Origin of the sequence: Nocardia sp. 2TAF39 (assembly GCF_052114905.1) — a bacterium.
Lineage (GTDB): Bacteria > Actinomycetota > Actinomycetes > Mycobacteriales > Mycobacteriaceae > Nocardia.
In genome coordinates, this window is record NZ_JBFRFQ010000006.1 from 141,774 (window position 1) to 163,264 (window position 21,491).

At 68.2% G+C, this 21,491-nt stretch carries 23 protein-coding genes; 7 read left to right on the plus strand and 16 right to left on the minus strand.

Annotation, left to right across the window (positions count from 1 at the left end; genetic code table 11):
- Positions 1 to 282 precede the first annotated feature (282 nt).
- Positions 283 to 942, minus strand: a complete 660-nt coding sequence (locus AB4Z47_RS06010; RefSeq protein WP_441948498.1) for a TetR/AcrR family transcriptional regulator — start codon at positions 940 to 942, stop codon at positions 283 to 285.
- A gap of 495 nt (positions 943 to 1,437) precedes the next feature.
- Between AB4Z47_RS06010 and AB4Z47_RS06015 the strand changes: the two genes are divergently transcribed.
- The 3 genes from AB4Z47_RS06015 to AB4Z47_RS06025 all read left to right on the plus strand — a co-directional run bounded on the left by AB4Z47_RS06015 (position 1,438) and on the right by AB4Z47_RS06025 (position 3,411).
- Positions 1,438 to 2,313, plus strand: coding sequence for an oxidoreductase (locus AB4Z47_RS06015; protein WP_441948500.1), 876 nt, complete (start codon positions 1,438 to 1,440; stop codon positions 2,311 to 2,313).
- A gap of 271 nt (positions 2,314 to 2,584) precedes the next feature.
- Positions 2,585 to 3,049 (plus strand): transcriptional regulator, encoded by a 465-nt coding sequence (locus AB4Z47_RS06020; RefSeq protein WP_441948501.1) that lies wholly within the window; start codon positions 2,585 to 2,587, stop codon positions 3,047 to 3,049.
- Positions 3,046 to 3,411, plus strand: coding sequence for a DUF3817 domain-containing protein (locus AB4Z47_RS06025; RefSeq protein ID WP_441948502.1), 366 nt, complete (start codon positions 3,046 to 3,048; stop codon positions 3,409 to 3,411). Before AB4Z47_RS06020 ends, AB4Z47_RS06025 begins: the two co-directional genes overlap by 4 nt.
- 9 nt (positions 3,412 to 3,420) lie before the next feature.
- Here AB4Z47_RS06025 and rdgB read toward each other — a convergent pair whose 3' ends face one another.
- From rdgB to clpS, 11 genes are all read right to left on the minus strand, one after another.
- Positions 3,421 to 4,029: an RdgB/HAM1 family non-canonical purine NTP pyrophosphatase gene (gene rdgB / locus AB4Z47_RS06030; protein WP_441948503.1), complete on the minus strand. Its 609-nt coding sequence runs from the start codon at positions 4,027 to 4,029 to the stop codon at positions 3,421 to 3,423.
- Positions 4,029 to 4,799, minus strand: a complete 771-nt coding sequence (rph, locus tag AB4Z47_RS06035) for a ribonuclease PH (protein ID WP_441948504.1) — start codon at positions 4,797 to 4,799, stop codon at positions 4,029 to 4,031. The genes rdgB and rph overlap by 1 nt, the downstream gene beginning before the upstream one ends.
- A 316-nt stretch (positions 4,800 to 5,115) precedes the next feature.
- The gene (locus AB4Z47_RS06040; RefSeq protein ID WP_441948506.1) at positions 5,116 to 5,880 is read right to left on the minus strand and encodes a cyclic nucleotide-degrading phosphodiesterase; all 765 of its coding nucleotides are present in this window, start codon (positions 5,878 to 5,880) and stop codon (positions 5,116 to 5,118) included.
- Between the two features lie 69 nt (positions 5,881 to 5,949).
- Positions 5,950 to 6,702 carry a rhomboid family intramembrane serine protease gene (locus tag AB4Z47_RS06045; protein ID WP_441948507.1) on the minus strand — a complete coding sequence of 251 codons (753 nt, stop codon included), beginning with the start codon at positions 6,700 to 6,702 and terminating at the stop codon, positions 5,950 to 5,952.
- 33 nt (positions 6,703 to 6,735) lie between these two features.
- Positions 6,736 to 7,698: a PLP-dependent cysteine synthase family protein gene (locus tag AB4Z47_RS06050; RefSeq protein WP_441948508.1), complete on the minus strand. Its 963-nt coding sequence runs from the start codon at positions 7,696 to 7,698 to the stop codon at positions 6,736 to 6,738.
- 8 nt (positions 7,699 to 7,706) lie between these two features.
- A complete protein-coding gene (locus AB4Z47_RS06055) occupies positions 7,707 to 7,979 on the minus strand; it encodes a MoaD/ThiS family protein (protein ID WP_441948510.1) in 273 nt (90 codons plus the stop codon).
- A 33-nt stretch (positions 7,980 to 8,012) separates the two neighbouring features.
- The gene (locus AB4Z47_RS06060; RefSeq protein WP_441948512.1) at positions 8,013 to 8,432 is read right to left on the minus strand and encodes a Mov34/MPN/PAD-1 family protein; all 420 of its coding nucleotides are present in this window, start codon (positions 8,430 to 8,432) and stop codon (positions 8,013 to 8,015) included.
- 61 nt (positions 8,433 to 8,493) lie between these two features.
- The gene (locus AB4Z47_RS06065; RefSeq protein WP_441948513.1) at positions 8,494 to 8,670 is read right to left on the minus strand and encodes a hypothetical protein; all 177 of its coding nucleotides are present in this window, start codon (positions 8,668 to 8,670) and stop codon (positions 8,494 to 8,496) included.
- A gap of 231 nt (positions 8,671 to 8,901) precedes the next feature.
- Positions 8,902 to 9,963 carry a P1 family peptidase gene (locus AB4Z47_RS06070; RefSeq protein ID WP_441948514.1) on the minus strand — a complete coding sequence of 354 codons (1,062 nt, stop codon included), beginning with the start codon at positions 9,961 to 9,963 and terminating at the stop codon, positions 8,902 to 8,904.
- 67 nt (positions 9,964 to 10,030) lie between these two features.
- Positions 10,031 to 10,600, minus strand: coding sequence for an oxidative stress transcriptional regulator AosR (gene aosR / locus AB4Z47_RS06075; RefSeq protein WP_441948515.1), 570 nt, complete (start codon positions 10,598 to 10,600; stop codon positions 10,031 to 10,033).
- 22 nt (positions 10,601 to 10,622) lie between these two features.
- Positions 10,623 to 10,973, minus strand: a complete 351-nt coding sequence (gene clpS, locus AB4Z47_RS06080; protein WP_441948516.1) for an ATP-dependent Clp protease adapter ClpS — start codon at positions 10,971 to 10,973, stop codon at positions 10,623 to 10,625.
- Positions 10,974 to 11,097: 124 nt separating this feature from the next.
- Here clpS and AB4Z47_RS06085 point away from each other — a divergent pair, with 124 nt between their 5' ends.
- A complete protein-coding gene (locus AB4Z47_RS06085; protein ID WP_441948517.1) occupies positions 11,098 to 12,408 on the plus strand; it encodes a nicotinate phosphoribosyltransferase in 1,311 nt (436 codons plus the stop codon).
- A gap of 2 nt (positions 12,409 to 12,410) precedes the next feature.
- On the opposite strand, the gene AB4Z47_RS06090 is transcribed toward AB4Z47_RS06085, so the two are convergent.
- Complete coding sequence (locus tag AB4Z47_RS06090) at positions 12,411 to 12,602, minus strand: hypothetical protein (protein ID WP_441948518.1); 192 nt, start codon at positions 12,600 to 12,602, stop codon at positions 12,411 to 12,413.
- 190 nt (positions 12,603 to 12,792) lie between these two features.
- Here AB4Z47_RS06090 and AB4Z47_RS06095 point away from each other — a divergent pair, with 190 nt between their 5' ends.
- Complete coding sequence (locus AB4Z47_RS06095; protein WP_441948520.1) at positions 12,793 to 13,359, plus strand: isochorismatase family protein; 567 nt, start codon at positions 12,793 to 12,795, stop codon at positions 13,357 to 13,359.
- A gap of 58 nt (positions 13,360 to 13,417) precedes the next feature.
- Complete coding sequence (locus AB4Z47_RS06100) at positions 13,418 to 15,460, plus strand: ATP-dependent DNA helicase (RefSeq protein ID WP_441948522.1); 2,043 nt, start codon at positions 13,418 to 13,420, stop codon at positions 15,458 to 15,460.
- A 302-nt stretch (positions 15,461 to 15,762) separates the two neighbouring features.
- Here AB4Z47_RS06100 and AB4Z47_RS06105 read toward each other — a convergent pair whose 3' ends face one another.
- From AB4Z47_RS06105 to glgP, 3 genes are all read right to left on the minus strand, one after another.
- The gene (locus AB4Z47_RS06105; RefSeq protein WP_441948523.1) at positions 15,763 to 16,302 is read right to left on the minus strand and encodes a DoxX family protein; all 540 of its coding nucleotides are present in this window, start codon (positions 16,300 to 16,302) and stop codon (positions 15,763 to 15,765) included.
- A 155-nt stretch (positions 16,303 to 16,457) separates the two neighbouring features.
- The gene (locus tag AB4Z47_RS06110; RefSeq protein ID WP_441948552.1) at positions 16,458 to 17,819 is read right to left on the minus strand and encodes an NCS2 family permease; all 1,362 of its coding nucleotides are present in this window, start codon (positions 17,817 to 17,819) and stop codon (positions 16,458 to 16,460) included.
- Between the two features lie 263 nt (positions 17,820 to 18,082).
- Positions 18,083 to 20,656: an alpha-glucan family phosphorylase gene (gene glgP, locus AB4Z47_RS06115; protein WP_441948524.1), complete on the minus strand. Its 2,574-nt coding sequence runs from the start codon at positions 20,654 to 20,656 to the stop codon at positions 18,083 to 18,085.
- Positions 20,657 to 20,815: 159 nt separating this feature from the next.
- Here glgP and AB4Z47_RS06120 point away from each other — a divergent pair, with 159 nt between their 5' ends.
- Positions 20,816 to 21,457 (plus strand): LysE family translocator, encoded by a 642-nt coding sequence (locus AB4Z47_RS06120; RefSeq protein ID WP_441948526.1) that lies wholly within the window; start codon positions 20,816 to 20,818, stop codon positions 21,455 to 21,457.
- The last annotated feature ends 34 nt before the right edge of the window (positions 21,458 to 21,491 follow it).

Here is a 21,491-nt window from a genome sequence, read left to right on the forward strand (position 1 = left end):
ACACCGCTCGCGCCTCCTTCTAGAGCAGCCGTCGCGATGTTGTGAGCACTTGGTCCAGCGGCGCGATCGGCCGGGTTGGCGACAGCCCCAGTCGTCCAACCTGCTGTCGAGCCGGCCTCGCCAGGCGGCTCGGATCCGGTCGAGGTCAACCGTGCCCGAGCCGGTGAGCCGCACCGTGCCCCTCCACACCACGTACCCCTCGGCGCCGACCTGGTCATAGATCGACTCGATCACCTAGCCGAGAGCTTGTGCACCCGCTCGAGCAACCGCAGGCGCGGCCGATTACGCCGTGCGTGGCGACGGAGCCACCCCCGACCCCTCGATCAGCGACAGCGCGATCGGGACCAGCAGGTCCACCAACTCGGCGACCGTCGGGCGCGGATCGGCGAGGACCCACTCGTGTGCGAGCCCATTGATCGCACCGATGAGCGCGCTTGCGGCCCAACCGGGACCACCACGTACCCGTGCGCCGGGCGCGACGACCGGAACAACGGCGGACTCGAGCACCGACGCCCAGGCGTGCCGCCGCTCGCGGCGGTGCCGCTCCATCCGGTCGCTCACTCCGACCACTTCGATGAAGGCGACCTTGGCTCGATACGGGTCGGAGCCGATCGATTCGAGATACGCGGTGACTACGGCGGTCATCGCGCCGGTGAGGTCGAATCGGGGGTCGAGCTCACCCATCCTCGCCAGCACCGCGGCGGCGGCCTCGTCCTGGATCCGGTCGTAGGCCGCGACCAGCACATCCTCCCTGGTCTGGAACTCCTCGTAGAACTGCCGCTTCGACAGGCCCGCGGCGGCGCACACGTCGGCCAGCGAGCAGTTCGCGTAGCCGCGCTCGGCGAAGATCCGGGTCGCCGCCTCGAGAAACCGCTGGCGCCGCTCGGCCTTGCGCTCCACGACGGCGCGCCCGCCGTATTGCCTGCCCCCTATCGCCGTCACACTTCTCACCGTAGCGAAACCGCGACCCGCGGCCTATGGTGCGGGCGACTGGCGAGCGAACGCCCTGGACGGGCGGTAGTTGTGATCCGAGTCATAACCGGGCATAATCGACACAGTCTGAAACCAAACGGGATCACATATGTCGCCGTGGAACGAAGAGGTTCTCGCGTGGTCACCTCCCGCAGGCACACACCGAAGTTGCTCGCACCCCTTGCCGTAGCGACGAAAGACCGCTTCGCAGGTCAGCCCGGGGCGCAGGGCGCCACGATCATCGACGTGGGATCGATGACGCCGGATCCCGCCACCTGTCCGGTGGGGGTGAAACCGTGGACACCCGGCGCGCAGCGGCCACCTTCCAGGAGCAGACGCCGGCAGAGCGCGGTGTCCATGTCATCGAATTCCGTGCGGCGACAAGGATATTTCCGTACGTGACAATCGACGCGAGGCTGCCGGCGCGGCTTCCCTCAGAACTTACTCAATAGTAAGGTTATCCTCATGGCGTGGAGACCCACTGAAATCCCGGACCAGACCGGACGCACCTATGTGATCACCGGCGCGAACGGCGGACTGGGCGCCGTCACCACCGGAGTCCTCGCGGCCAAAGGCGCTACCGTCGTCATGGCCTGCCGCAACGCGGATAAGGCGAAGAAGGTCGCCGACGGCATCGAGGGCGACGTGCGGGTAGCCGAACTGGACCTGGCCGACCTGGCCTCGGTCCGCGAATTCGCCGAGGACAGTGCCGAATTCGACGTACTGATCAACAATGCCGGCCTGATGAACGTCCCGTTCTCGCGGACCGAGGACGGCTTCGAGACCCAGTGGGGCGTCAACCATCTCGGCCACTTCGCGCTGACCGGACTACTGCTGGACCGGATCACCGACCGGGTGGTGACGCTGGCCAGCATCGCGCACAAGCAGACCCCCAAACTCCGGATCGACGACCTCGACTACGAGCACCGTCGCTATCAGCGCAATCTCGCGTACGCGCAGTCCAAGCTGTGCAACCTCATGTTCGCGCGGGAACTCCAGCGCAGACTGGCCGAAGCCGCCTCGCCGAAGCGCTCCTACAGCGTGCACCCCGGTGTCTCGGCCACCGACCTGTTCGCCCACACCGAGACGCCGATCGACTGGATCGCCAAGCCGTTCATCCGCCTGATCGGACACTCGCCCGCGAAGGCCGCGCACTCGACACTTTTCGCAGCGACCATGCCCGACGCCGACCCCGAGGTGTACTGGGGCCCGTCCCGACTGTTCCAGACCCGAGGCCCGGTGGACGCGTCACCGTCCTCTCGGCTGTCGAAGAACAAGGACCTGTGGGAGCGGCTGTGGGCCGAATCCGAGCGGCTGACCGGGGTCAGCTACAAGTTCTGATCGCCACCGGTCCGCCCGCGTCGTCATCAGCGCGCAGCGCGACCACATCGGCCCCGGTCCCGTTTTCGAGCGCAGCGAGACCAAGCATTCCCCGTTCGCGGCCCGGCTCGCGTCCGAGCGGCCGACGCGTCCGCGACGAAGTCGCCAGCGGCGGTCGCTCGGACGCGAGCCACAAGGGGGCCGCGAACCCGCCGCGCCCGCGCGGCCGATAACACAGCGAACACCCAGCGCCCCAGGCGCTGGCAAAACCGACACGGGTACCGTGGAAGCCGTGTCCGCCTCACCCCGCCGCTCGGCGCACAATCGCCCGGCCCTCATCGTGCTGGTGATTGTCGCCGCGCTGGGCTGCCTGGCGCTGGCCTGGTGGCAGTGGGAGCGGTTCGAATCCGCCAGCGGCACCGGTCAGAATCTCGGGTATGCGCTGCAGTGGCCGCTGTTCGCCGCGTTTGCCGTTTTCGCCTACTTCCGATTCGTCCGGCTCGAGCGCGAGGCCGAACAGAACGACAAGCCCGCCGACGCCGCGCAGCACGAGCCCGTCGAGGCGAGGCTTGCCGCGAGACCCGCTGCACCCAAGGAGCTTCCAGCGGGTCTGCTGCCCGAGCGCCCGAAGGCCGTTCGGGACGAAGACCCCGCGCTCGCCGAGTACAACCGGTACCTCGCCGCGCTGCACGCCCACGACATCGATGACCAGGTCCGCGCGGCGGGCCTGAACACACCCGAGAGGAGCGCCGGTTGACCACCAGCGAGAATTCCACCGAGGCCACCGTGGCGCCCGCGCCGACGGCGAACACCCCCAAGATCGCCTCGGCGCTGCTGCGCTACCGTGCGCTGGCCTGGATCACCGGTCTCTGGTTGCTGCTGCTCACCGGCGAAATGATCGCCAAATACGGCTTCGACGTGCACACCCCCAGCTGGATCGCTGTGGTGCACGGCTGGGTGTACTTCGTCTACCTGCTGGTCACCGCCGATCTCGCGGTCAAGGTCCGCTGGCCCGTGCTCCGTACCGTCGGAACCCTGCTCGCGGGCACCATCCCACTGCTGTCGTTCTTCGTCGAGCATGTCAACGCGAAGAAGGTCAAACAGGACTTCGGAATCTGACGCCTCCCGTCAGCTCGCGGTCAGCGCGGCCAGCTTCGGCAGCAACTGGATCAGCGCACGCCCCCGATGTGACACCGCGTCTTTCTGGGCGGGCGTCAGCTGGGCCGCGGTGACGGCGCCGCCCTCCGGGACGAACAGCGGGTCGTAGCCGAAACCGCCGTCGCCCACCGGCTTCCGGCCGATCGAGCCCGGCCATTCGCCGCGGACCACGATTTCCCCGCCGCCCGGCACCACCAGCGCGCAGGTCGACACGAACCGCGCCCCACGCCGCGCGTCCGGGACATCGGCGAGCTGTGCGAGCAGCAGCGCGTTGTTCGCGGCATCGTCACCATGCCCACCCGACCAGCGCGCCGACAGCACACCGGGCATACCGTTCAGCGCGTCCACCTCGAGGCCGGAATCGTCCGCGACACAGGCCAGGCCGGTGGCCACGGCGCCGTCCCGGGCCTTGGCGAGCGCGTTCTCCTCGAATGTCGCCCCGGTCTCCGGCGCCTCATCGTAGGGGGGAACGTCGTCGAGCCCTACGATCTCGATACCCGCGACGCCCGCCTCGTCGAGGATCCGACGCAGCTCGTTCAGCTTCTTGCGGTTGCGACTGGCGACCAGAAGGCGAGTCATCACTTCTTCTTCGGCTCGGACGGCTCGGGAAGCACACCTGGGTACGGCAGCGCCAGCGCCTCCTTCTGCAGGACGAACAACTGTTCACAACCCGCGAGCGCGGCGTCGAGCAGCTTGTCCAGTGTGGAACGCGGGAACGTGGCGCCCTCACCCGTGCCCTGGACCTCGACCAGTGTGCCGGTATCTGTGGCGACCACGTTCATGTCGACCTCCGCACGCGAATCCTCTTCGTACGGCAGGTCCAAGCGCACCCTGCCGTCGACGACGCCGACGCTCACCGCGGCGATCGCGCACGAAATCGGCTGCGGGTCGGCCAAGCCGCCCGCCGCGCCGAGATAGGTCACCGCGTCGGCCAGCGCGACGTACGCACCGGTGATGGCGGCCGTCCTGGTTCCGCCGTCGGCCTGCAGCACGTCGCAGTCGATCGCGATGGTGTTCTCGCCGATGGCGGCCAGGTCGATGCACGCGCGCAGCGAGCGACCGACCAGCCGACTGATTTCCTGGGTCCGTCCGCCGACCTTGCCCTTCACCGACTCCCTGCCGCTGCGAGTGTGCGTCGCGGCAGGCAACATCGCGTATTCGGCGGTGAGCCAGCCCAGCCCGGAGTCGCGACGCCACGGGGGCACGCCCTCGGTGACGCTCGCGGTGCACATCACCCGCGTCTGGCCGAATTCCACCAGCACCGAACCGGCTGGATGCGTGGTAAATCCACGGGTGATCCGTACCTCGCGGAGTTCATCGTCCGCCCTGCCATCGGCTCGTCTCGACACGGCCACAGCCTACTGTGTTTGATTGGCCGCGCCTGCGCGCGGCGTGTTCGCGGGCTGTGTTCTCGGCCGCGCGGGCGCGGCGTGTTCGCAGCCCCTGGTGGCTCGCGTCCGAGTGGCCGCCGCTGGCGACTTCGTCGCGGACGCGGCGGCCACTCGGACGCGAGCCGGGCCGCGAACGGGGAATGCTCGATCTCGCTGCGCTCGAAAGTGCGAGTCTGGCCTGTGTTGCTGCGTTGGGTGACAACCGTTACGTCTGAAGGTCCGCGGCTTGTTGGTAGCTGCCGCCAACACGCGACGGCGCAGGCGCTGCAATACCTCAGATATCGAATGTCTCGCCCGGTGCGACCGCGTGCACCGGTCCGGCGAACTGCGCCTTTGCCTCGGCGATTACGTCTTCGCGGGAGGTCCAGGGCGGAATGTGGGTGAGCAGCAGCTCCTTCGCCCCGGCTTCGGCCGCGATCAAACCCGCCTCGACGCCGGAAAGATGAATGCCCGGCGGCCGATTCGCGGGGTCGTGGGTCCAGGACGCCTCCGCCATCAGGATGTCGGCGCCTTGGGCGAGTTCGTGGACCTCCGGGCACAGGGCGGTGTCGCCGGTATAGACGAAGGTTCGCCCGCTCGTGGTCACTATGCGCAGACCATAGGTCTCCGGCGGGTGGAGCATCCGGCGCGCGGTAACGGTGTGACCCGGCCCGAATTCGACCGACTCTCCCTCGGCCCACGGACGCATGTCGATCACGTCGGACCAGTCGTCGCATTCGCCGCCGACCTCGGCGGAGGCGTTGCCGATCCGCAGTGAGGTATCCGACGGGCCGCGCACGATCGCCTTCCCCTCCGGGGGTGTGGGGTGGTAGCGCCGCCACACCAGCAGGCCGGGCAGATCCAGGCAGTGGTCCGCGTGCAAATGAGTCAGGAAGACGTCGACCTCACCTGGATTGGCGTAACGCTGCAGCGTGCCGAGCACCCCCGGGCCGAAATCGATGACCGTCGGCGACATATCCGGTCCGGTCAGCAGGTAACCCGACGCTGGAGAGTCCGGGCCGGACACGCTGCCCGAGCACCCGAGGACGGTAAGGCGCATTCCCCCATGCTGCCACGCTGAATTCTCGCTCAAGAAAGGGTCCCCCACATCTCCTGCAGGGCGGCACCCTCACCGTGGCGGAACAATGACTCCGGCTCGATCCCCGCGGCGGTGGCGACGTTCATCACCAGAGAGTACCCAGCCGGCGAACAGTCCACCCACCGCACCGAAAAGATGCCCCTGCCAAGAGATTCCGGGTTGTCCAGGCAGAACTCCCCACAGCAGCGACCCGTAGAGCGCCAGCACGACGAGTCCGAGCACGATCTGACCGAGGTTGCGAGCGAACCAGCCCCGGGAGATGAGGAAGGTCAGCCACCCGAACACCAGTACCGACGCGCCGAGGTGCACGGAGCCCGTTGCCCCGGTGAGCCAGGTGCCGACACCCGCCACGATCCAGATAATCGCGGTCGCGGCCAAGCCGCGGCCGATGCCGGCCAGCAGCGCGAGGAAGCCGAGCACCAGCACCGGAAGCGTGTTGCCGATCAGGTGGTCCCAGCCACCGTGCAACACCGGGGCGAACAGGATGCCGGATAGTCCGTCGGCTCGACGCGGCTCGATGCCCGCGTGCTCGAGCCGATGGTCGGTGAAGGTGTCGACACCCTCGATGCCGTAGAGCAACCCGACGAATCCGATGATCAGGACCCCGGCACGCAGCCAGAGTTGTTTGACCGCCGCGAGGCCACCCGTGGTTTTCGCCGGAGGCGTCGTGGACGCCTCCGCAGACTTGCCCAACCGCGCTCGAATCGACGCGATCCGATCAGGATCGAACGAAGGCCCGAGTCCCGCACCACCGGTCATCGCCACCTCCTCCTCGTGCGACATCGCCTCTGACGAGGGTACCGGCGCGTCCGGAAATCAGGCCCAGAGCTGGCCGTCGAGCCGTTCTTCCGCCTCTTCGAGGGTGCCGTCGTAGGCCCCGGTCGACAGGTATTTCCAGCCGCCGTCGGCGACCACGAACGCGATGTCCGCGCGGGCCTGCGCCTTCGCCGCCTTGCGGGCGACGCCCAGCGCAGCGTGCAGGATGGCGCCGGTGGAGATTCCGGCGAAAATGCCTTCCTCCAGCACGAGTTCGCGGGTGCGCTTGACCGCGTCGTGGGGTCCGACCGAGAAACGGGTGGTCAGCACGGTCTCGTCGTACAACTCGGGAATGAATCCCTCATCGATGTTCCGCAGACCGTAGACCAGCTCGCCGTAGCGCGGCTCGGCGGCGACGATCTCGATGCCGGGCACCTTCTCGCGCAGAAAGCGGCCGGTGCCCATCAGCGTGCCCGTGGTACCGAGTCCGGCGACGAAATGGGTGATCTCGGGGAGATCGGCCAGGATCTCCGGGCCGGTGGTCTCGTAATGCGCGAGCGCGTTCGCGGGATTGCCGTACTGGTAGAGCATCACCCAGTCCGGGTTCTCCGCCGCGATCTGCTTGGCCTGCGCGACAGCCTGATTCGAGCCGCCCGCCGCGGGGGAATCGATGATCCGCGCACCGAACATGGTGAGCAGCTGGCGGCGCTCCACCGAGGTGTTCTCCGGCATCACACAGACCAGCTGGTAGCCCTTGAGCTTGGCGGCCATCGCCAGCGAGATACCGGTGTTGCCGCTGGTCGGTTCCAGGATGGTGCAGCCCGGTCGCAGCAGGCCGTCGGCCTCTGCCTGTTCGATCATGCGCAGTGCCGGGCGATCCTTGATCGAGCCGGTCGGGTTGCGGTCCTCCAGCTTGGCCCACAGCCGCACGTGATTCTCGCCGTCCCACCGCGGGGACAGTGCGCGCAGGCCGACCAGTGGGGTATTGCCGAGGGTCGCGATCAGCGATTCGTAACGCGCCACGGAATCGATCAGCCTCCGGCCACGGCCGGCAGAATGGTGACGCTGGCATCCTCCGGCACCTCGGCCGCCAGACCGCCGGCGAAGCGCACGTCCTCGTCATCGACGTAGATGTTGACGTAGCGGTTCAACTTGCCGTCCTTGAGCAGGCGCTCGGCCAGTCCGGGGTGGTTGGCCTCGAGGTTGTCGATCAGCGCGGCCAGCGTGCCGCCTTGCGCCTGCACGCGCTTCTCACCTCCGGTGAGGCCGCGCATGATGGTCGGAATGGACACGGTTACCGACATGGGTACTCCTCGGTTTCACGAACAGGCATCGGACTAGTTCTGGTACGCGTCGACGATTTTTACCGGCTCCTCGGTAACCTCGCCGTCGACGATCCGGTAGCTGCGCAGTTCGTGCCGCTCGGGATCGCGGGTGGAGATCAGCACGTAATGCGCAAACGGCTCGGACGCGTAGGACACGTCGGTCCGGCTCGGGTAAGCCTCGGTGGCGGTGTGCGAGTGGTAGATCACCACCGGTGTCTCGTCGGCGGCGTCCATCGCGCGCCACACCTTCAACTGCTCGCCGGAGTCGAAGCGGTAGAAGGTGGGCGAGCGTTCGGCGTTGACCATGGCGATGAAGCGCTCCGGACGATCCGAGCCCTCGGGTCCCGCGATGACGCCGCAGGCCTCGTCGGGGTGATCGGCGCGCGCATGCGCCACCATCGCCTCCACGAGTTCGGCCCTGATCACCAGCACTTGTCGAACACCCTTCCGCAACGCCGACCCATCGCAGTCGACAACGAGCCAGGATATTCGGCTATTCCCCCAGCGCCGTCGACCGGTCCCCGATTGCCACCTTCCGCGCGGCACGTCGGACGTGGTCGGCGGGGTCGAACGGGTCAACGGCGAACGGGTCAGCGGCGAACGGGTCGGCCCCGAACAGATCCACCTCGAACAGGTCGGCACGACAAGACCCCGCCGACCACGTCCGCACGACAAGACCCCGCCGACCACACCGGCACAAACATCCAGATCCCGCGCTTCCCGCCCCAGCAACAAATCGGCCCAACCCCCGCTTTCGAGCGCAGCGAGACCGAGCATGCCCCGTTCGCGGCCCGGCTCGCGTCCGAGCGGCCGTCGCGTCCGCGACAAAGTCGCCAGCGGCGGTCGCTCGGACGCGAGCCATAAGGGGGCCGCGAACACGCCGCGCCGCAGGCGCGGCAAATCAAACACAGAACAGGTCGTGGTAGGCCGGGATGCCCGCAACCGGGCGCGCCGAGCGAATCGCGTCGACGATGGCGCGTTCGACGCAGACCGCCGCGGCTGTGCAGAGCTCGTCCAGGACCAGCAGGTCCGCGGGGAAGGCGGGCGGGAGCGGAATGTCCGGGCCCGAATCGGCGGTTCCGGTGGCGAGCGCGAAGAGCGTGTCCCCATCGAGCGGAGAATGTGCGGGGCGGATCGCCCTGGCCAGACCGTCGTGCGCGGTGGTCGCCATTCGTCGGCATCCCGCAGGATCCAGCGGGGCGTCCGTGGCAACTACGCCGATGGTGGTGTTGAGCACCGTGCCTTTGACCGGAAGCGCGTTGGCCGCCGCCAGTTTCTCGGTGGTCGGCGGGCGCAGTCCGAAGTAGTCGGGGCCGTCGGTGCCGCACCCCCAGGGCAGACCGGTGCGCGGATCGAACACCGAGCCAACGGGATTGGCCACGATCAGCGCGGCAACGGTGATCCCGGCCGCGGCGCCTTCGCTCAGCACGATGCTCGCGGTCCCGACACCGCCCTTGATGGATCCGGCGCGTGCGCCGACGCCCGCGCCGACCGAGCCTCGCGCGAATTCGGTCGCCGCCGTCTCCGCCGCCCGATAGCCGAACTCGGCGGTGGGTCGGATGTCCCATGCGCCGACGGGGAGATCGAAGATCACCGCGGCGGGGACGATAGGTACCACCCGGCTCGCGTCGGCCGGATCCATCACGATGCCTGCGCCGTTCTCCTCCAACCAGCGCATCACGCCGTCGGCCGCGGCGAGGCCGTAGGCGCTGCCGCCGGTCAGCAGGATCGCGTCGACCTGACGGACGGTGTTCACCGGGTCGAGCAGGTCGGTCTCCCTGGTGCCGGGTCCACCGCCGCGCACGTCGACCGCCGCCACCGCAGCGCCCGGTATGCGCACGACCGTGCATCCGGTCGCCGCCCCGGCCCCGAGGGTGGCGTCGGCGTCGAGCGCGTGGTGGTGGCCGACCAGCAGCCCGGGGACGTCGGTGAGCGAATTACGCTGCCCCGCTTCGCCATTCACTATCTCTGCTCCTCACGATGCGCGAATGTGCCGATCGCTCCGATCGATCTTCGCACCGGAGGCACGCTCAGGGCGCCAACGCCTGCAGCAGAGAGTCCTGCATCCAGGTCAGCCAGTGGTACACGTCCAGGTGGGGGGCGCGCGGGTCATCGGGGTCCAGATGATCGGGCGTGTCGGCGTCGATGCCCAGCACCGTGCCCAGCGCGAGCCGCACGTCGGTCAGCGCGGTCAGCCACGCATCGGCCTGTTCGGGGGTGAGCACGACCCTGCCGCCGGAGTCCGGCACGGTGTCCAGCACGACCGAACCCGCCGCCAGCTTGGCGTCGATGATGTCCGGCTCGTGCAGGCCGCGCAGCGCGCTGTTGAGGTCGGCGCGGTCGGCATCCGGCGAGCCCGGCTCGCTGCGGTGGAAGTCCGGGAGGAGTCTGTTCAATCGCGGGTCGTCCGGCGGCTCCGTGTTGCCGGAGCGCAAGCCGGTCAACGCGGCGAGATCGTCCTCAGGTGACGACTCGGCGCGTTCGGTGAGCAGCCCGGCGACCGCGCCGACCAGTGACCGAAGCACGTTGGCCTCGCGTGCGTCCATTTCGGAACGCAGTTTGAGACCGCTCAGCGAGTTCTTCCTGCTCCAGTTACGCACGGCGTCAGGGTAGTCGTCCTGTTCAGTCGTCTCGTTGCATGGTGGCCCAGAGTCCGGCGGCGTGTAGCCGCTGGACATCGTGTTCCATCTTGTCCCGCGAACCCGACGACACCACCGCCTTACCCTCGTTGTGCACCTTCAGCATCAGCTCGGTCGCCTTCGCTTTGCTGTAGCCGAACAGCTTTTGGAAGATATAGGTGACGTAGTGCATGAGGTTGACGGGGTCGTCCCAGACGACGGTCACCCAGGGGCGGTCCTCCGCCTCCAGGATCTCGGTGTATTCGACCGCCTCGGGAGTCGCCTGTGCCGCCGACAGTGTCACGTTCGCGGCGCCCATAACGACGTCACCTCGGACTATGTTGCACAAGGCCATAACGTCCAGGGTACGACTCGACTCTGGATAAACAACACCCGCGTGGCCCCGATTGGCCGCCTTACCCAGCTCACCGGCCCGATGCCCACCTGAGCTGCGGAACCGGCGTGTCTACAGTGACTGGGTGGATATCCGCGACGGCGTCACCAGCACGGCGCTGCTCACCGACCAGTACGAATTGACGATGCTCGCCGCCGCGCTCGCCGACGGCTCGGCGTATCGACGATGCACCTTCGAGGTGTTCGCCAGGCGCTTGCCGAATGGGCGCCGCTATGGCGTCGTCGCCGGCATCGGCAGGCTGCTGGATGCGCTGCGACACTTCCGCTTCGGCGAGGCCGAGCTGGCTGTCGCGGCGTCGTTCTCGGACGAGCGCACCATCGACTGGTTGCGCGACTACCGGTTCACCGGCGATCTCGACAGCTACGCAGAGGGTGAGTTGTACTTCCCAGGGTCCCCGATCGTCTCGGTGCGCGGCAGTTTCGCCGAATGTGTGGTCCTGGAGACGCTGATCCTGTCGATCCTCAACCACGACAGCGCCATCGCGTCCGCCGCGGCGCGCATGGTGAGCGCGGCGGGCGGTCGTCGGATGATCGAGATGGGCTCGCGACGCACCCACGAGCTTGCCGCGCCCGCCAGCGCCCGCGCCGCGTACCTCGCCGGTTTCGACGCCACCTCGAATCTCGAGGCGGTGCGCCGCTACGGGGTTCCCGGCGCCGGCACCAGCGCACACGCCTTCACGCTGCTGCACAGCGGCGTCGACGGCGCGCATGAGGCGGCCGCGTTCCGCAGCCAGGTGGAGACGCTGGGGATCGGGACCACACTGTTGGTGGACACTTTCGACATCACCAAGGGCGTAGCGGCCGCCATCGAGGTGGCGGGCCCGGAACTGGGTGGCGTGCGGATCGACTCCGGCGATCTCGGTGTGCTGGCCAGGCAGGTGCGTGACCAGCTCGACGCGCTCGGCGCCACCAAGACCCGCATCGTGGTCTCCGGTGATCTCGACGAGTACGCCATCGCAGCGCTGCGCGCCGAACCGGTCGACGTCTACGGTGTCGGGACCGCGCTGGTCACCGGGTCGGGCGGCCCGACGGCGGGGATGGTCTACAAGCTGGTCGAGGTAGACGGGTTGCCGGTGGCCAAGCGCAGCAGTCACAAGGAGTCGCGCGGCGGCACGAAGAAGGCGGTCCGGCTGGCCCGGCGCACCGGCACGATCGTCGAGGAGATCGTGTACCCGGCGACCGGACCTGCGCCCGCCGTCGACGGACTGGTGGCGCGCGAGCTGCTCGTTCCGCTTGTGCGCGCCGGCGAGCAGGTCGAGGGGCTGCCCACACTGGCCGCTGGCCGCGACCTGGTCGCCCGCGGGCTGATCAGCCTGCCGTGGGAGGGCCTGAAACTCTCCGCCGGCGAGCCCGCCGTCTCGACCACCTTCGCCTGAGGTCAGCTCCGCCCGGCGGTGAAGCGGCGGAGGAAGAGGAGTCCGGTGCCGAACAACAGCGCGAACACGGCGCCCATGAGGCCGAACCGCACCCATTCGACGGCGTCGCCGGGCCGGTCGCTCGAGAGAAACGAGATCGCGAGATAGACAGCGGTGCCGATGATTACGGTGCGAGACAGTCTGAGTTGACTCATGGTGTCCTCCGTGCGGGGAGGCGACGGACCTGGCGGACCGAACGGGAACAAGGGACATTCATTGATCAGCGCCCGGGGTGCCCGCGTTTACATCGCGGGTAGGGAATTCACCGCGAGTCGCGTGAACAGGTCGTTCGACGTAGCGGCAGAATCGAGACGGGCCACACAGTTCATACCGCGGGAGGCCACCATGACCCGAGCCCTGATCATCGTCGACGTCCAGAACGATTTCTGCGAGGGCGGTTCGCTCGCCGTCACCGGCGGTGCCGCGGTGGCCGCGCGGATCAGCGAACACCTCGCGGCCACGGACTACAACGCGATCGTCGCGACCCGCGACTACCACATCGATCCCGGCGAACACTTCGCCGACAACCCCGACTACGTCGACAGCTGGCCGCCACACTGCCGGGTCGGCACGTCCGGCGCCGATTTCCACCCCACACTGACCACCGGGTCCATCCACCAGATCTTTTCCAAGGGCGCTTACTCCGCGGCCTACTCCGGGTTCGAGGGCGCCGCCGAGGACGGCACCGGACTCGCGGACTGGCTGCACAACCACGGCATCGATGCCGTCGACATCGTCGGCATCGCCACCGACCACTGTGTGCGCGCCACCGCCCTCGACGCGCGCATCGAAGGCTTCGACACCCGTGTTCTGCTCGATCTCACCGCAGGGGTCGCACCGGACACCACCAACGCCGCACTGGACCGCATGCGCACGGCGGGTGTAGACCTGGAAGGAAGTATCCACCGATAGGACCGTCCGGTCTCGCTGACCGCCCTGCTGTGTCGGACGTACCAAGTAGGCTGCTCGCGTGCCCGAACTGCCGCCCGTTTCCGACCTTTTGGCCACCGCCGTGCAGGCGCTCGGCGGCAAGGAGCGTGTCGGGCAGGTGACGATGGCGGCGGCGGTGGACCACGCGATCGACACCAAGGAACATCTCGCGGTGCAGGCCGGGACGGGGACCGGCAAGTCGCTTGCGTATCTCGTCCCGAGCCTGCGCCACGCGGTGCGTACCGGACGCACCGTGGTGGTCTCGACGGCGACGATCGCACTACAGCGCCAGCTGGTCGACCGGGATCTGCCCCGGCTCGCCGAGGCGCTGAGCAAGCCACTGGGGCGGACCCCGAAATACGCGATCCTCAAGGGGCGCAACAACTATCTGTGCTTGAACAAGATCAACAGCGCGATCCCGGACGAGCCCGCCGAGGCGGAGCTGTTCGACGCATTCGCGATCTCGCGTCTGGGACGCGAGGTGCAGCGGCTCAACGAATGGGCCTCCGACACCGAGACCGGCGACCGGGACGAGCTCGCCCCGGGGGTGAGCGATCGCGCCTGGCGACAGGTCAGCGTGTCGTCGCGAGAATGCCTCGGCAAGTCCCGCTGTCCTTTCGGTCAGGACTGCTTCGCCGAGCGAGCCAGGGCCGAGTCGGCGCAGTCCGACGTGGTGGTGACCAATCACGCACTGCTCGCGATCGACGCGATCAGCGGCATCCAAGTGCTGCCCGAGCACGACGTCGTGGTCATCGACGAGGCGCACGAGCTGGTCGACCGAGTCACCGGCGTGGCAACCGCCGAACTCGCCCCTACCGCGATCAGCGCGGCCGCCCGGCGCTGCGCCAAGCTCATCGACGAGCAGGAGCTGGATCGTTTGGAGGGCGCCGCCGAGTCGTGGCACGACGTCTTGGACGACCTGCCCGCCGCCCGCTGGGACAGCCTGCCCGACGGCGTGGCCCCGATACTCGCCCTCATCCGCGACGCCGCGTGGAACGCGCGCACCGCGCTCGCGCCACAAGGCGCCACCACGCAGGGCGATCCCGAGAACGCCGCTGCCCGGAATCTGGCGGTGGCCGCGATCGACGAGGTGCACGACAGCGCGGTCCGCGCGCTGACCGCGTTCGACGAGCCGGACCCTGCCTCCCGCCGCGATGTCATCTGGCTGGCGGCCGACGAGATGCGCGGCGTCGTACGCCGCTCGCTGCGCATGGCGCCGCTCGCCGTTGGCGGGCTGCTGCGCAGCAGGCTCTTCGGCACCGCGACGGTCGTGCTGACCTCGGCCACGTTGCAGATCGGCGGATCGTTCGACGGACTCGCCGTCACCTGGGGTCTGCCCGCGCAGTCGGGCAATCGCACCGACGCGGCCACCGCGAACGGCGCCGAAGCTCCCTCGGACGCCGACATCGTCCGATGGAGCTCGCTCGACGTCGGCTCGCCCTTCGACCACGCCAAGTCCGGCATCCTGTACGTCGCCAAACACCTGCCCGCGCCCGGCCGCGACGGGCTGGCGCCTGCCTACCTGGACGAGATCGAACGGTTGATCGAGGCTGCGGGCGGGCGCACACTCGGCCTGTTCTCCTCCATGCGCGCGGCGCGCGCCGCCAGCGACGCGCTGCGCGAGCGACTGGGCACTCCTGTGCTGTGCCAGGGCGACGACGCGACGGGCGCGCTGGTCCGCAAGTTCGCCGACGATCCGGAAACTTCGCTGTTCGGCACGCTGTCGCTGTGGCAGGGCGTCGACGTGCCGGGTCCGTCGCTGAGCCTGGTCATCCTCGACCGCATTCCGTTCCCCCGTCCGGACGACCCGCTGCTCGCGGCCCGGCAGCGGGCGGTGGAACTGCGCGGCGGAAACGGGTTCATGACCGTGGCGGCCAATCACGCCGCACTGCTGCTCGCCCAAGGCACGGGCCGCCTGCTGCGCAGCGTCGACGATCGTGGCGTGGTCGCCATCCTGGACTCACGCCTCGCCACTGCCCGCTATGGCAGCTACCTGCGCGCTTCGCTGCCGCCCTACTGGGAGACCGCAGACCCGGAGGTCGTGGTCAAAGCGCTGCAACGGCTTACAGCGGCCACGCTGTGATACAGCGCACACCGATGCGCACATACTTCTGGATGGAAGTAGATTGATTCGCGATACTTCCGTGGACCCCCAATTCCCACACCGAAGTATCGGCGGTCCCCGCGCCTTGCCCTGCACGCGGCGCGGGGCCCGAACCCCCTCCACGAACGTCAGTCTCGCACGGCTACCGCGTCGACCCTGATCACCATGCCCGGCAGTGCGAGCGCGGCGACTCCGCTCAGCGTCTGCGCGGGCGAACGGTCGCCCGAATACTGCGATCGCCGCGCCGAGCACCGCGCCGCGAAACCGGCTGGGTCACCGGCTCAGAGAACCCACTTCAGGATCAGGGTGAGCACTGCGGCAACGACCGCGATGATCACCGCACCCACACCCCACACAAAACCCTGCCGCTGCCATGGACGCCCCGCGTCCAGCGAAAACTTGCCGGGTCCGGTGAACGCGATCGCCGTGGCCGCCGCCGCGAACAGCAGTCCCATCTCGTAACCCTTGCCGGTCAGCAGTCCGCCGTGCCAAGTGGTGTTGATCACGTTGATCATCGTGCCGAGCACGATGGCCGCGGCAAGGGGAGTCAGCAGACCGAGCAGAAGCAAGACACCCCCGGTGAACTCACACAGGCCAGCCAGTGTCCCGAACACTTTGCCCGGGTTGTAACCCATCTTCTCGAAGCCGTCGGCGTTCGCTCGCCATCCCGGGCCGGAGAACCATCCGAAGAGCTTCTGCGAACCGTGCGCGGCGAGGATGCCGCCGAAGACGACGCGTAGGACCAGAAGTCCGATATCGGTCGAGATCCCATCCAATGCGGCGTTGTTCGCGGTGCGTTCGAGTACGGATTTCCTGGTCATCGTGATCCTCATCCCTGCAATGTCGTTCCGGACACGGTCTCTGCCTCGGCAATGAATCGGACCGCGGCCCGATCGTCGCACGTGGGCACCAACTTCCGGTCCCATTCCACACGGTTCAGCCCCTGGAATGGTTCAGCCCGAGACGCACGGGAGAGTCATTCCGCGAGGAAGAAGAAGTAGCCGAGGAACACCACCATCAGCGCCCACATGGCCGGGTGCACGTCCTTGATCCGGCCCCTCGCCACCATGACAACCGGGTAGAAGAGCATGCCCATGGCGAGACCGTTAGCGATGGAGTATGTCAGCGGCATCATCACGATGGTGATGAACGCGGGAACCGAATACTCCAACCGGTTCCAGTCGATCTCGCCGAACGCGCGGGCCATGAGGATGCCGACCACGATCAGGGCGGGCGCGGTCACCGCACCGGAACCCGCGACCACCGCGAAGATCGGATAGCAGAACATCGCGATCAGAAACCAGCCCGCGGTGGTGACGGCGGTCAGCCCGGTACGGCCGCCCGCCGAGACGCCCGCAGTCGATTCGACGTAGGCGGTGGTGGTCGAGGTGCCGATGACCGCGCCCGCCATGGTGCCCACGGAGTCCGCCGCCAGCGCACTCGCCGCGCGCGGCAGCTTGCCGTTCTTGTCCAGCAGCCCGGCCTGGTTCGCAACGCCGATCAAGGTGCCCGAAGCATCGAAGAAGTCGACGAACAGCATGGTCAGCACCACCACGGCCATTTGAGCAGTGAACGCATCGGGCAGATGAACAATCGCCTGGCCGAAGGTGTGCTCCAGCCCCTCCGGCGCGGCGATCACGCCACGGGGCAGGTCGACCAAGCCGCTGACGATCCCGACGATCGCGGTGAGCACGATGCCGTACAGCACCGCTCCGTGCCAGCCGAGCACCAGGAACACCACGGTCACCAGCAACCCGAACAGCGCGAGCAGCGTCGTGCCCTTGGTGAAGTCACCGAGCGTGACCAACGTCGCGTCGCTGTTCACCACGATGCCCGCGTTCTTCAGGCCGAGAAACGCGACGAACAACCCGATGCCCGCGCCGACAGCCAGCTTCAACTGCATCGGGATGGCGTTGAGGATGCGTTCGCGAATCTTGGTGACCGCGAGGACGAAGAAGACGAGCCCGGACAGAAATGTGCCCGACAGCGCCACCTGCCACGGAATCCCCATGCCGAGCACCACCGAGTACGCGAAGAACGCGTTGAGCCCCATCCCCGGTGCGAGCGCGATCGGGTACCTGGCCCAGATGCCCATGACGAGCGTGCCGAACACGGCGGCGACGGCTGTCGCGGTGAACACCGCCTGCATGGGGATGCCGCGCTCGCCCAGCGCGCCCTGGTCGCCGAGCACCGCGGGATTCACCGCGAGCACGTAGGACATAGCCAGGAACGTCACCGTCCCGGCCATCACTTCCCGCTTCATGGTCGAGCCGTTCGAACTGATGCCGAAATACGCGTCGAGGCGTCCTCGGGTCCGATTCAGAACGTCGGTGACCATGGCTGACTCCACTCGGGAACGATACGGGTGTGCCAGGGCACGGTAGCCGACGATTCACTGACTCGGACAACCCACCGTGGAACAGCCGCGCGCAACCGTGACCGGGGCCACCACCTTCGATCCCGAGCCGCTGACTCGTCCAGCAGCTGCTCGGCCTCATCGAGCTGATCGCGTTCGTAGAGCAGCTCACCGGGCAGCGCACCAGCCGAACGCGCCGGGACCGACCGGCTGCCGGAAGAGCTCATGGCGAGCTGTACGGTCACTCAGGCGTGCGGCGCGGACACCAGACCGAGTTCGGCGTCGGAGGCCAGCAGATCGTTGTGTGGCAGCACGCGCACTGTGTAGCCGACCGCGCCGGACAGCGGGACCGGGGTGTCGACGGTGAACAACTCGACACCGGAATCGGAACCACTGTGCGTCATCGCGACCGTGGTGACATCCGAGAGATCGTCGGCCGCGGACACCCGGCCGAGCACCGCCTGCACGACGACGTCCGAGACGCTCAACCCGCCGAGCTCGATCCGCGCGGTCAGCGACAGCCGAGCCCCGATGATCGGCGTATCCGGCAGGCCCGCACTATCCACCTGGATCACCTTGACCGACGGCCACGCCGCTTCCAGACGGTGGTGGTACTCGGCGATGGCGCGGGCTACCGCGAAATCGTCGGCGATGGCCTGCTGATAGGCCGTGGCGGCGGGCGCGTAGTACCCCACCGCGTAGTCGCGGACCATGCGGGAGGCCAGCACTTTCGGCCCCAAGGTCTGCAAGGTGTGGCGAACCATCTCGACCCAGCGCACCGGCATCCCGGACGCGTCGCGATCGTAGAAGCGCGGGGCGACGGTGCGCTCGAACAAGTCGTAGAGCGCGGCGGCCTCGAGGTCGTCGCGGCGGTGCTCGTCGCGGACGCCGTCGGCGGTCGGGATGGCCCAGCCGTTCTCGCCGTCGTACATCTCGTCCCACCAGCCGTCCCGGATGGACAGGTTGAGCCCGCCGTTGAGCGCGGACTTCATGCCGGATGTACCGCACGCCTCCAGTGGCCGCAGCGGGTTGTTCAGCCAGACGTCACAGCCCCAGTACAGATAGCGGGCCATCGACATGTCGTAGTCGGGCAGGAAGACGATCCGGTGACGCACCTCGGGATCGTCGGCGAAGCGGACGACCTGCTGGATGAGTGCCTTTCCTCCGTCGTCGGCGGGGTGACTCTTGCCCGCGACGACCAGCTGCATCGGTCGCTCCGGATCCAGCAGTCGCGCCCGCAGCCGCTGCGGATCGCGCAGCATGAGGGTGAGTCGCTTGTAGGTCGGCACCCGACGCGCGAACCCCACGGTCAGCACGTTCGGGTCGAAAACACCATTCACCCAGCCGAGTTCGGCCTCCGCGGCACCACGCTCCAGCCAGGACGCGCGTACCCGGCGGCGCACCTCGTCGACCAAGGTCGCGCGCAACGTGTTCCGCGTCGACCACAACTCGGCCAGGTCGATATCGCGCAGGCGTTCCCAGCCGCGCGCCTCCTCGACCAGCTCGGCGCCGATGTGCTCGCGCGCCTTGTCGACCCACTCGCGGGCGGCCCAGGTGGTGGCGTGCACACCGTTGGTGACCGAACCGATCGGCACCTCGGCGGCGTCGAATCCCGGCCACAGCGAGGCGAACATGCCCCGGCTCACCTCACCGTGCAGCTTCGAGACACCGTTGGCGCGTTGCGCGAGGCGCAGACCCATGTGCGCCATGTTGAAGACGGAAGGGTCGGCCTCGCGGCCCAGCGCCACGATCCGGTCCACGGAGAGGCCGGGCAGCATGGCGGATTCGGATTCGCCGTGTGCGCCGCCGAAGTAGCGACGCACCATCGGCATCGGGAACCGGTCGATGCCCGCCGGGACCGGGGTGTGGGTCGTGAACACCGTGCCCGCCCGCACTGCGGCGAGCGCGGAATCGAAATCCCTACCTGCCGAGACGAATTCACGGATCCGCTCGACACCGAGGAAGCCCGCGTGGCCTTCGTTCATATGGAAGACGTCCGGATCGGGCAGTCCGGCCGAGGACGTGTAGGCACGCACAGCGCGTACGCCGCCGATGCCCGCCAGGATCTCCTGCCGGATCCGATGCTCCTGATCGCCGCCGTAGAGACGGTCCGTGACCGCGCGCAGTTCCGAATCGTTCTCGGCGATATCCGAGTCGAGCAGCAACAGCGGAACCCGTCCGACCTGCGCGATCCACACTCGCGCGCGCAGCACACGGTTGTCGGGCATGGCCACGTGGACGAGGACTGGCGAGCCCTCCGAGGTGAGCGCGCGCAGCGGAAGACCCTGCGGGTCCAGGGCCGGATAGCGCTCGGTCTGCCAGCCGTCCGCGGACAGCGACTGCCGGAAATAGCCGGAGCGATAGAGCAATCCGACGCCGATCAACGGCAGACCCAGATCGGAGGCGGCCTTGAGGTGGTCACCGGCCAGGATGCCGAGACCGCCGGAGTAGTTGGGCAACACCTCGGTGACGCCGAACTCCATCGAGAAATAAGCGATTCCGCGGACCTCCTCCTCCCCCGCGCGGAGTTGGAACCACCCTGGCGCCGCCAGGTAATCACGCAGGTCTGCGGCCGCGGCGTCGACGCGACCGACATAGTCGGGGTCGGCGGCCAGCTCGTCCAGCCGGGACGCGGGCACCTCGCCGAGCATCCGGACCGGATCGTGTCCCATCTCCTGCCACCGTCGCGGCTCCAACTCGGCGAACAGGTCCTGCGTCGGCGGATGCCACGACCAGCGCAGATTCGTGCCGAGCTCACCGAGGGCCGCCAGACGCTCGGGCAGATGGGCACGGACGGTGAATCGACGCAATGCCTTCATTGGGTAGAAACTACACGGGTCCGCAGTAGCGCGGTCTCATCGACTGCGTGTCCATTAACCCAGCTGACCTGGGGATCTCCTGGTTCGCAAGCATGTCACCCGACGTGCCATGCGGAAAATCAGTGGCCGGCGCCCGAACGCAACGGGCAGTATCGGCTGATGCCGCACTGGGTTCACGTCCTTCCCCAATTCCTGCCGGCCTGCCTGATCCTCGCGGCGCTACCCGGCCCGGCGACCGCCCTGTTTCTTCAGCGCGCTGTGCGCGACGGCCGCGCGGCGGGGCTCGCTGCAGTCGCGGGCAATGAAATCGGGGTGCTCGGCTGGACACTGGCGGGCGGGGCCGGGCTATCGGTGCTGTTGGTCGCGAACCGGGCCATGAATACCGCGGTGCACGTCGTCGGTGCGCTGGTGCTGATCTGGCTCGGCGTCCAGGCGTGGCGGGGCGCGCGCGGTGACGACGAATTCGGCGCCACGATGACGAAGATGCTGCCGTCGGGACGGACACCCGGCGCCGCTTTCCGCGCGTCGCTGATCTCGATCGCCGCCAACCCCAAGGCGGCCGTCTTCGGGCTGACGATCCTGCCGCAGTTCCTTCCGTCCAGCGGACCGGTGCTGCCGACGGTCGCGATCCTCGCGCTCATCCAACTGGTGATCGACACCGCCTGGTGCATGGGCGTCGTCCTGGCCGCCGACCGCGCGGGCGCCTGGCTGCGCCGGGCCGGCATTCGGCAGCGGATCGAACGCGCGCTCGGCGCCTTCCTGGTCGCCCTCGGTCTGGGCCTCGCCGCTGACGCCCGCTGAGGTCACGCCAGCGGTCCGGCATCGCACCTGTTCT

Coding starts and splice junctions, on each gene's coding strand:
- AB4Z47_RS06015 (WP_441948500.1), top strand. CDS start 1,438: ATGGCGTGGAGACCCACTGAAATCCCGGACCAGACCGGACGCACCTAT.
- rdgB (WP_441948503.1), bottom strand. CDS start 4,029: ATGACTCGCCTTCTGGTCGCCAGTCGCAACCGCAAGAAGCTGAACGAG.
- AB4Z47_RS06040 (WP_441948506.1), bottom strand. CDS start 5,880: ATGCGCCTTACCGTCCTCGGGTGCTCGGGCAGCGTGTCCGGCCCGGAC.
- AB4Z47_RS06045 (WP_441948507.1), bottom strand. CDS start 6,702: ATGTCGCACGAGGAGGAGGTGGCGATGACCGGTGGTGCGGGACTCGGG.
- AB4Z47_RS06055 (WP_441948510.1), bottom strand. CDS start 7,979: ATGTCGGTAACCGTGTCCATTCCGACCATCATGCGCGGCCTCACCGGA.
- clpS (WP_441948516.1), bottom strand. CDS start 10,973: ATGGCCTTGTGCAACATAGTCCGAGGTGACGTCGTTATGGGCGCCGCG.
- AB4Z47_RS06090 (WP_441948518.1), bottom strand. CDS start 12,602: ATGAGTCAACTCAGACTGTCTCGCACCGTAATCATCGGCACCGCTGTC.
- AB4Z47_RS06095 (WP_441948520.1), top strand. CDS start 12,793: ATGACCCGAGCCCTGATCATCGTCGACGTCCAGAACGATTTCTGCGAG.
- AB4Z47_RS06105 (WP_441948523.1), bottom strand. CDS start 16,302: ATGACCAGGAAATCCGTACTCGAACGCACCGCGAACAACGCCGCATTG.
- AB4Z47_RS06110 (WP_441948552.1), bottom strand. CDS start 17,819: ATGGTCACCGACGTTCTGAATCGGACCCGAGGACGCCTCGACGCGTAT.
- glgP (WP_441948524.1), bottom strand. CDS start 20,656: ATGAAGGCATTGCGTCGATTCACCGTCCGTGCCCATCTGCCCGAGCGT.
- AB4Z47_RS06120 (WP_441948526.1), top strand. CDS start 20,816: ATGCCGCACTGGGTTCACGTCCTTCCCCAATTCCTGCCGGCCTGCCTG.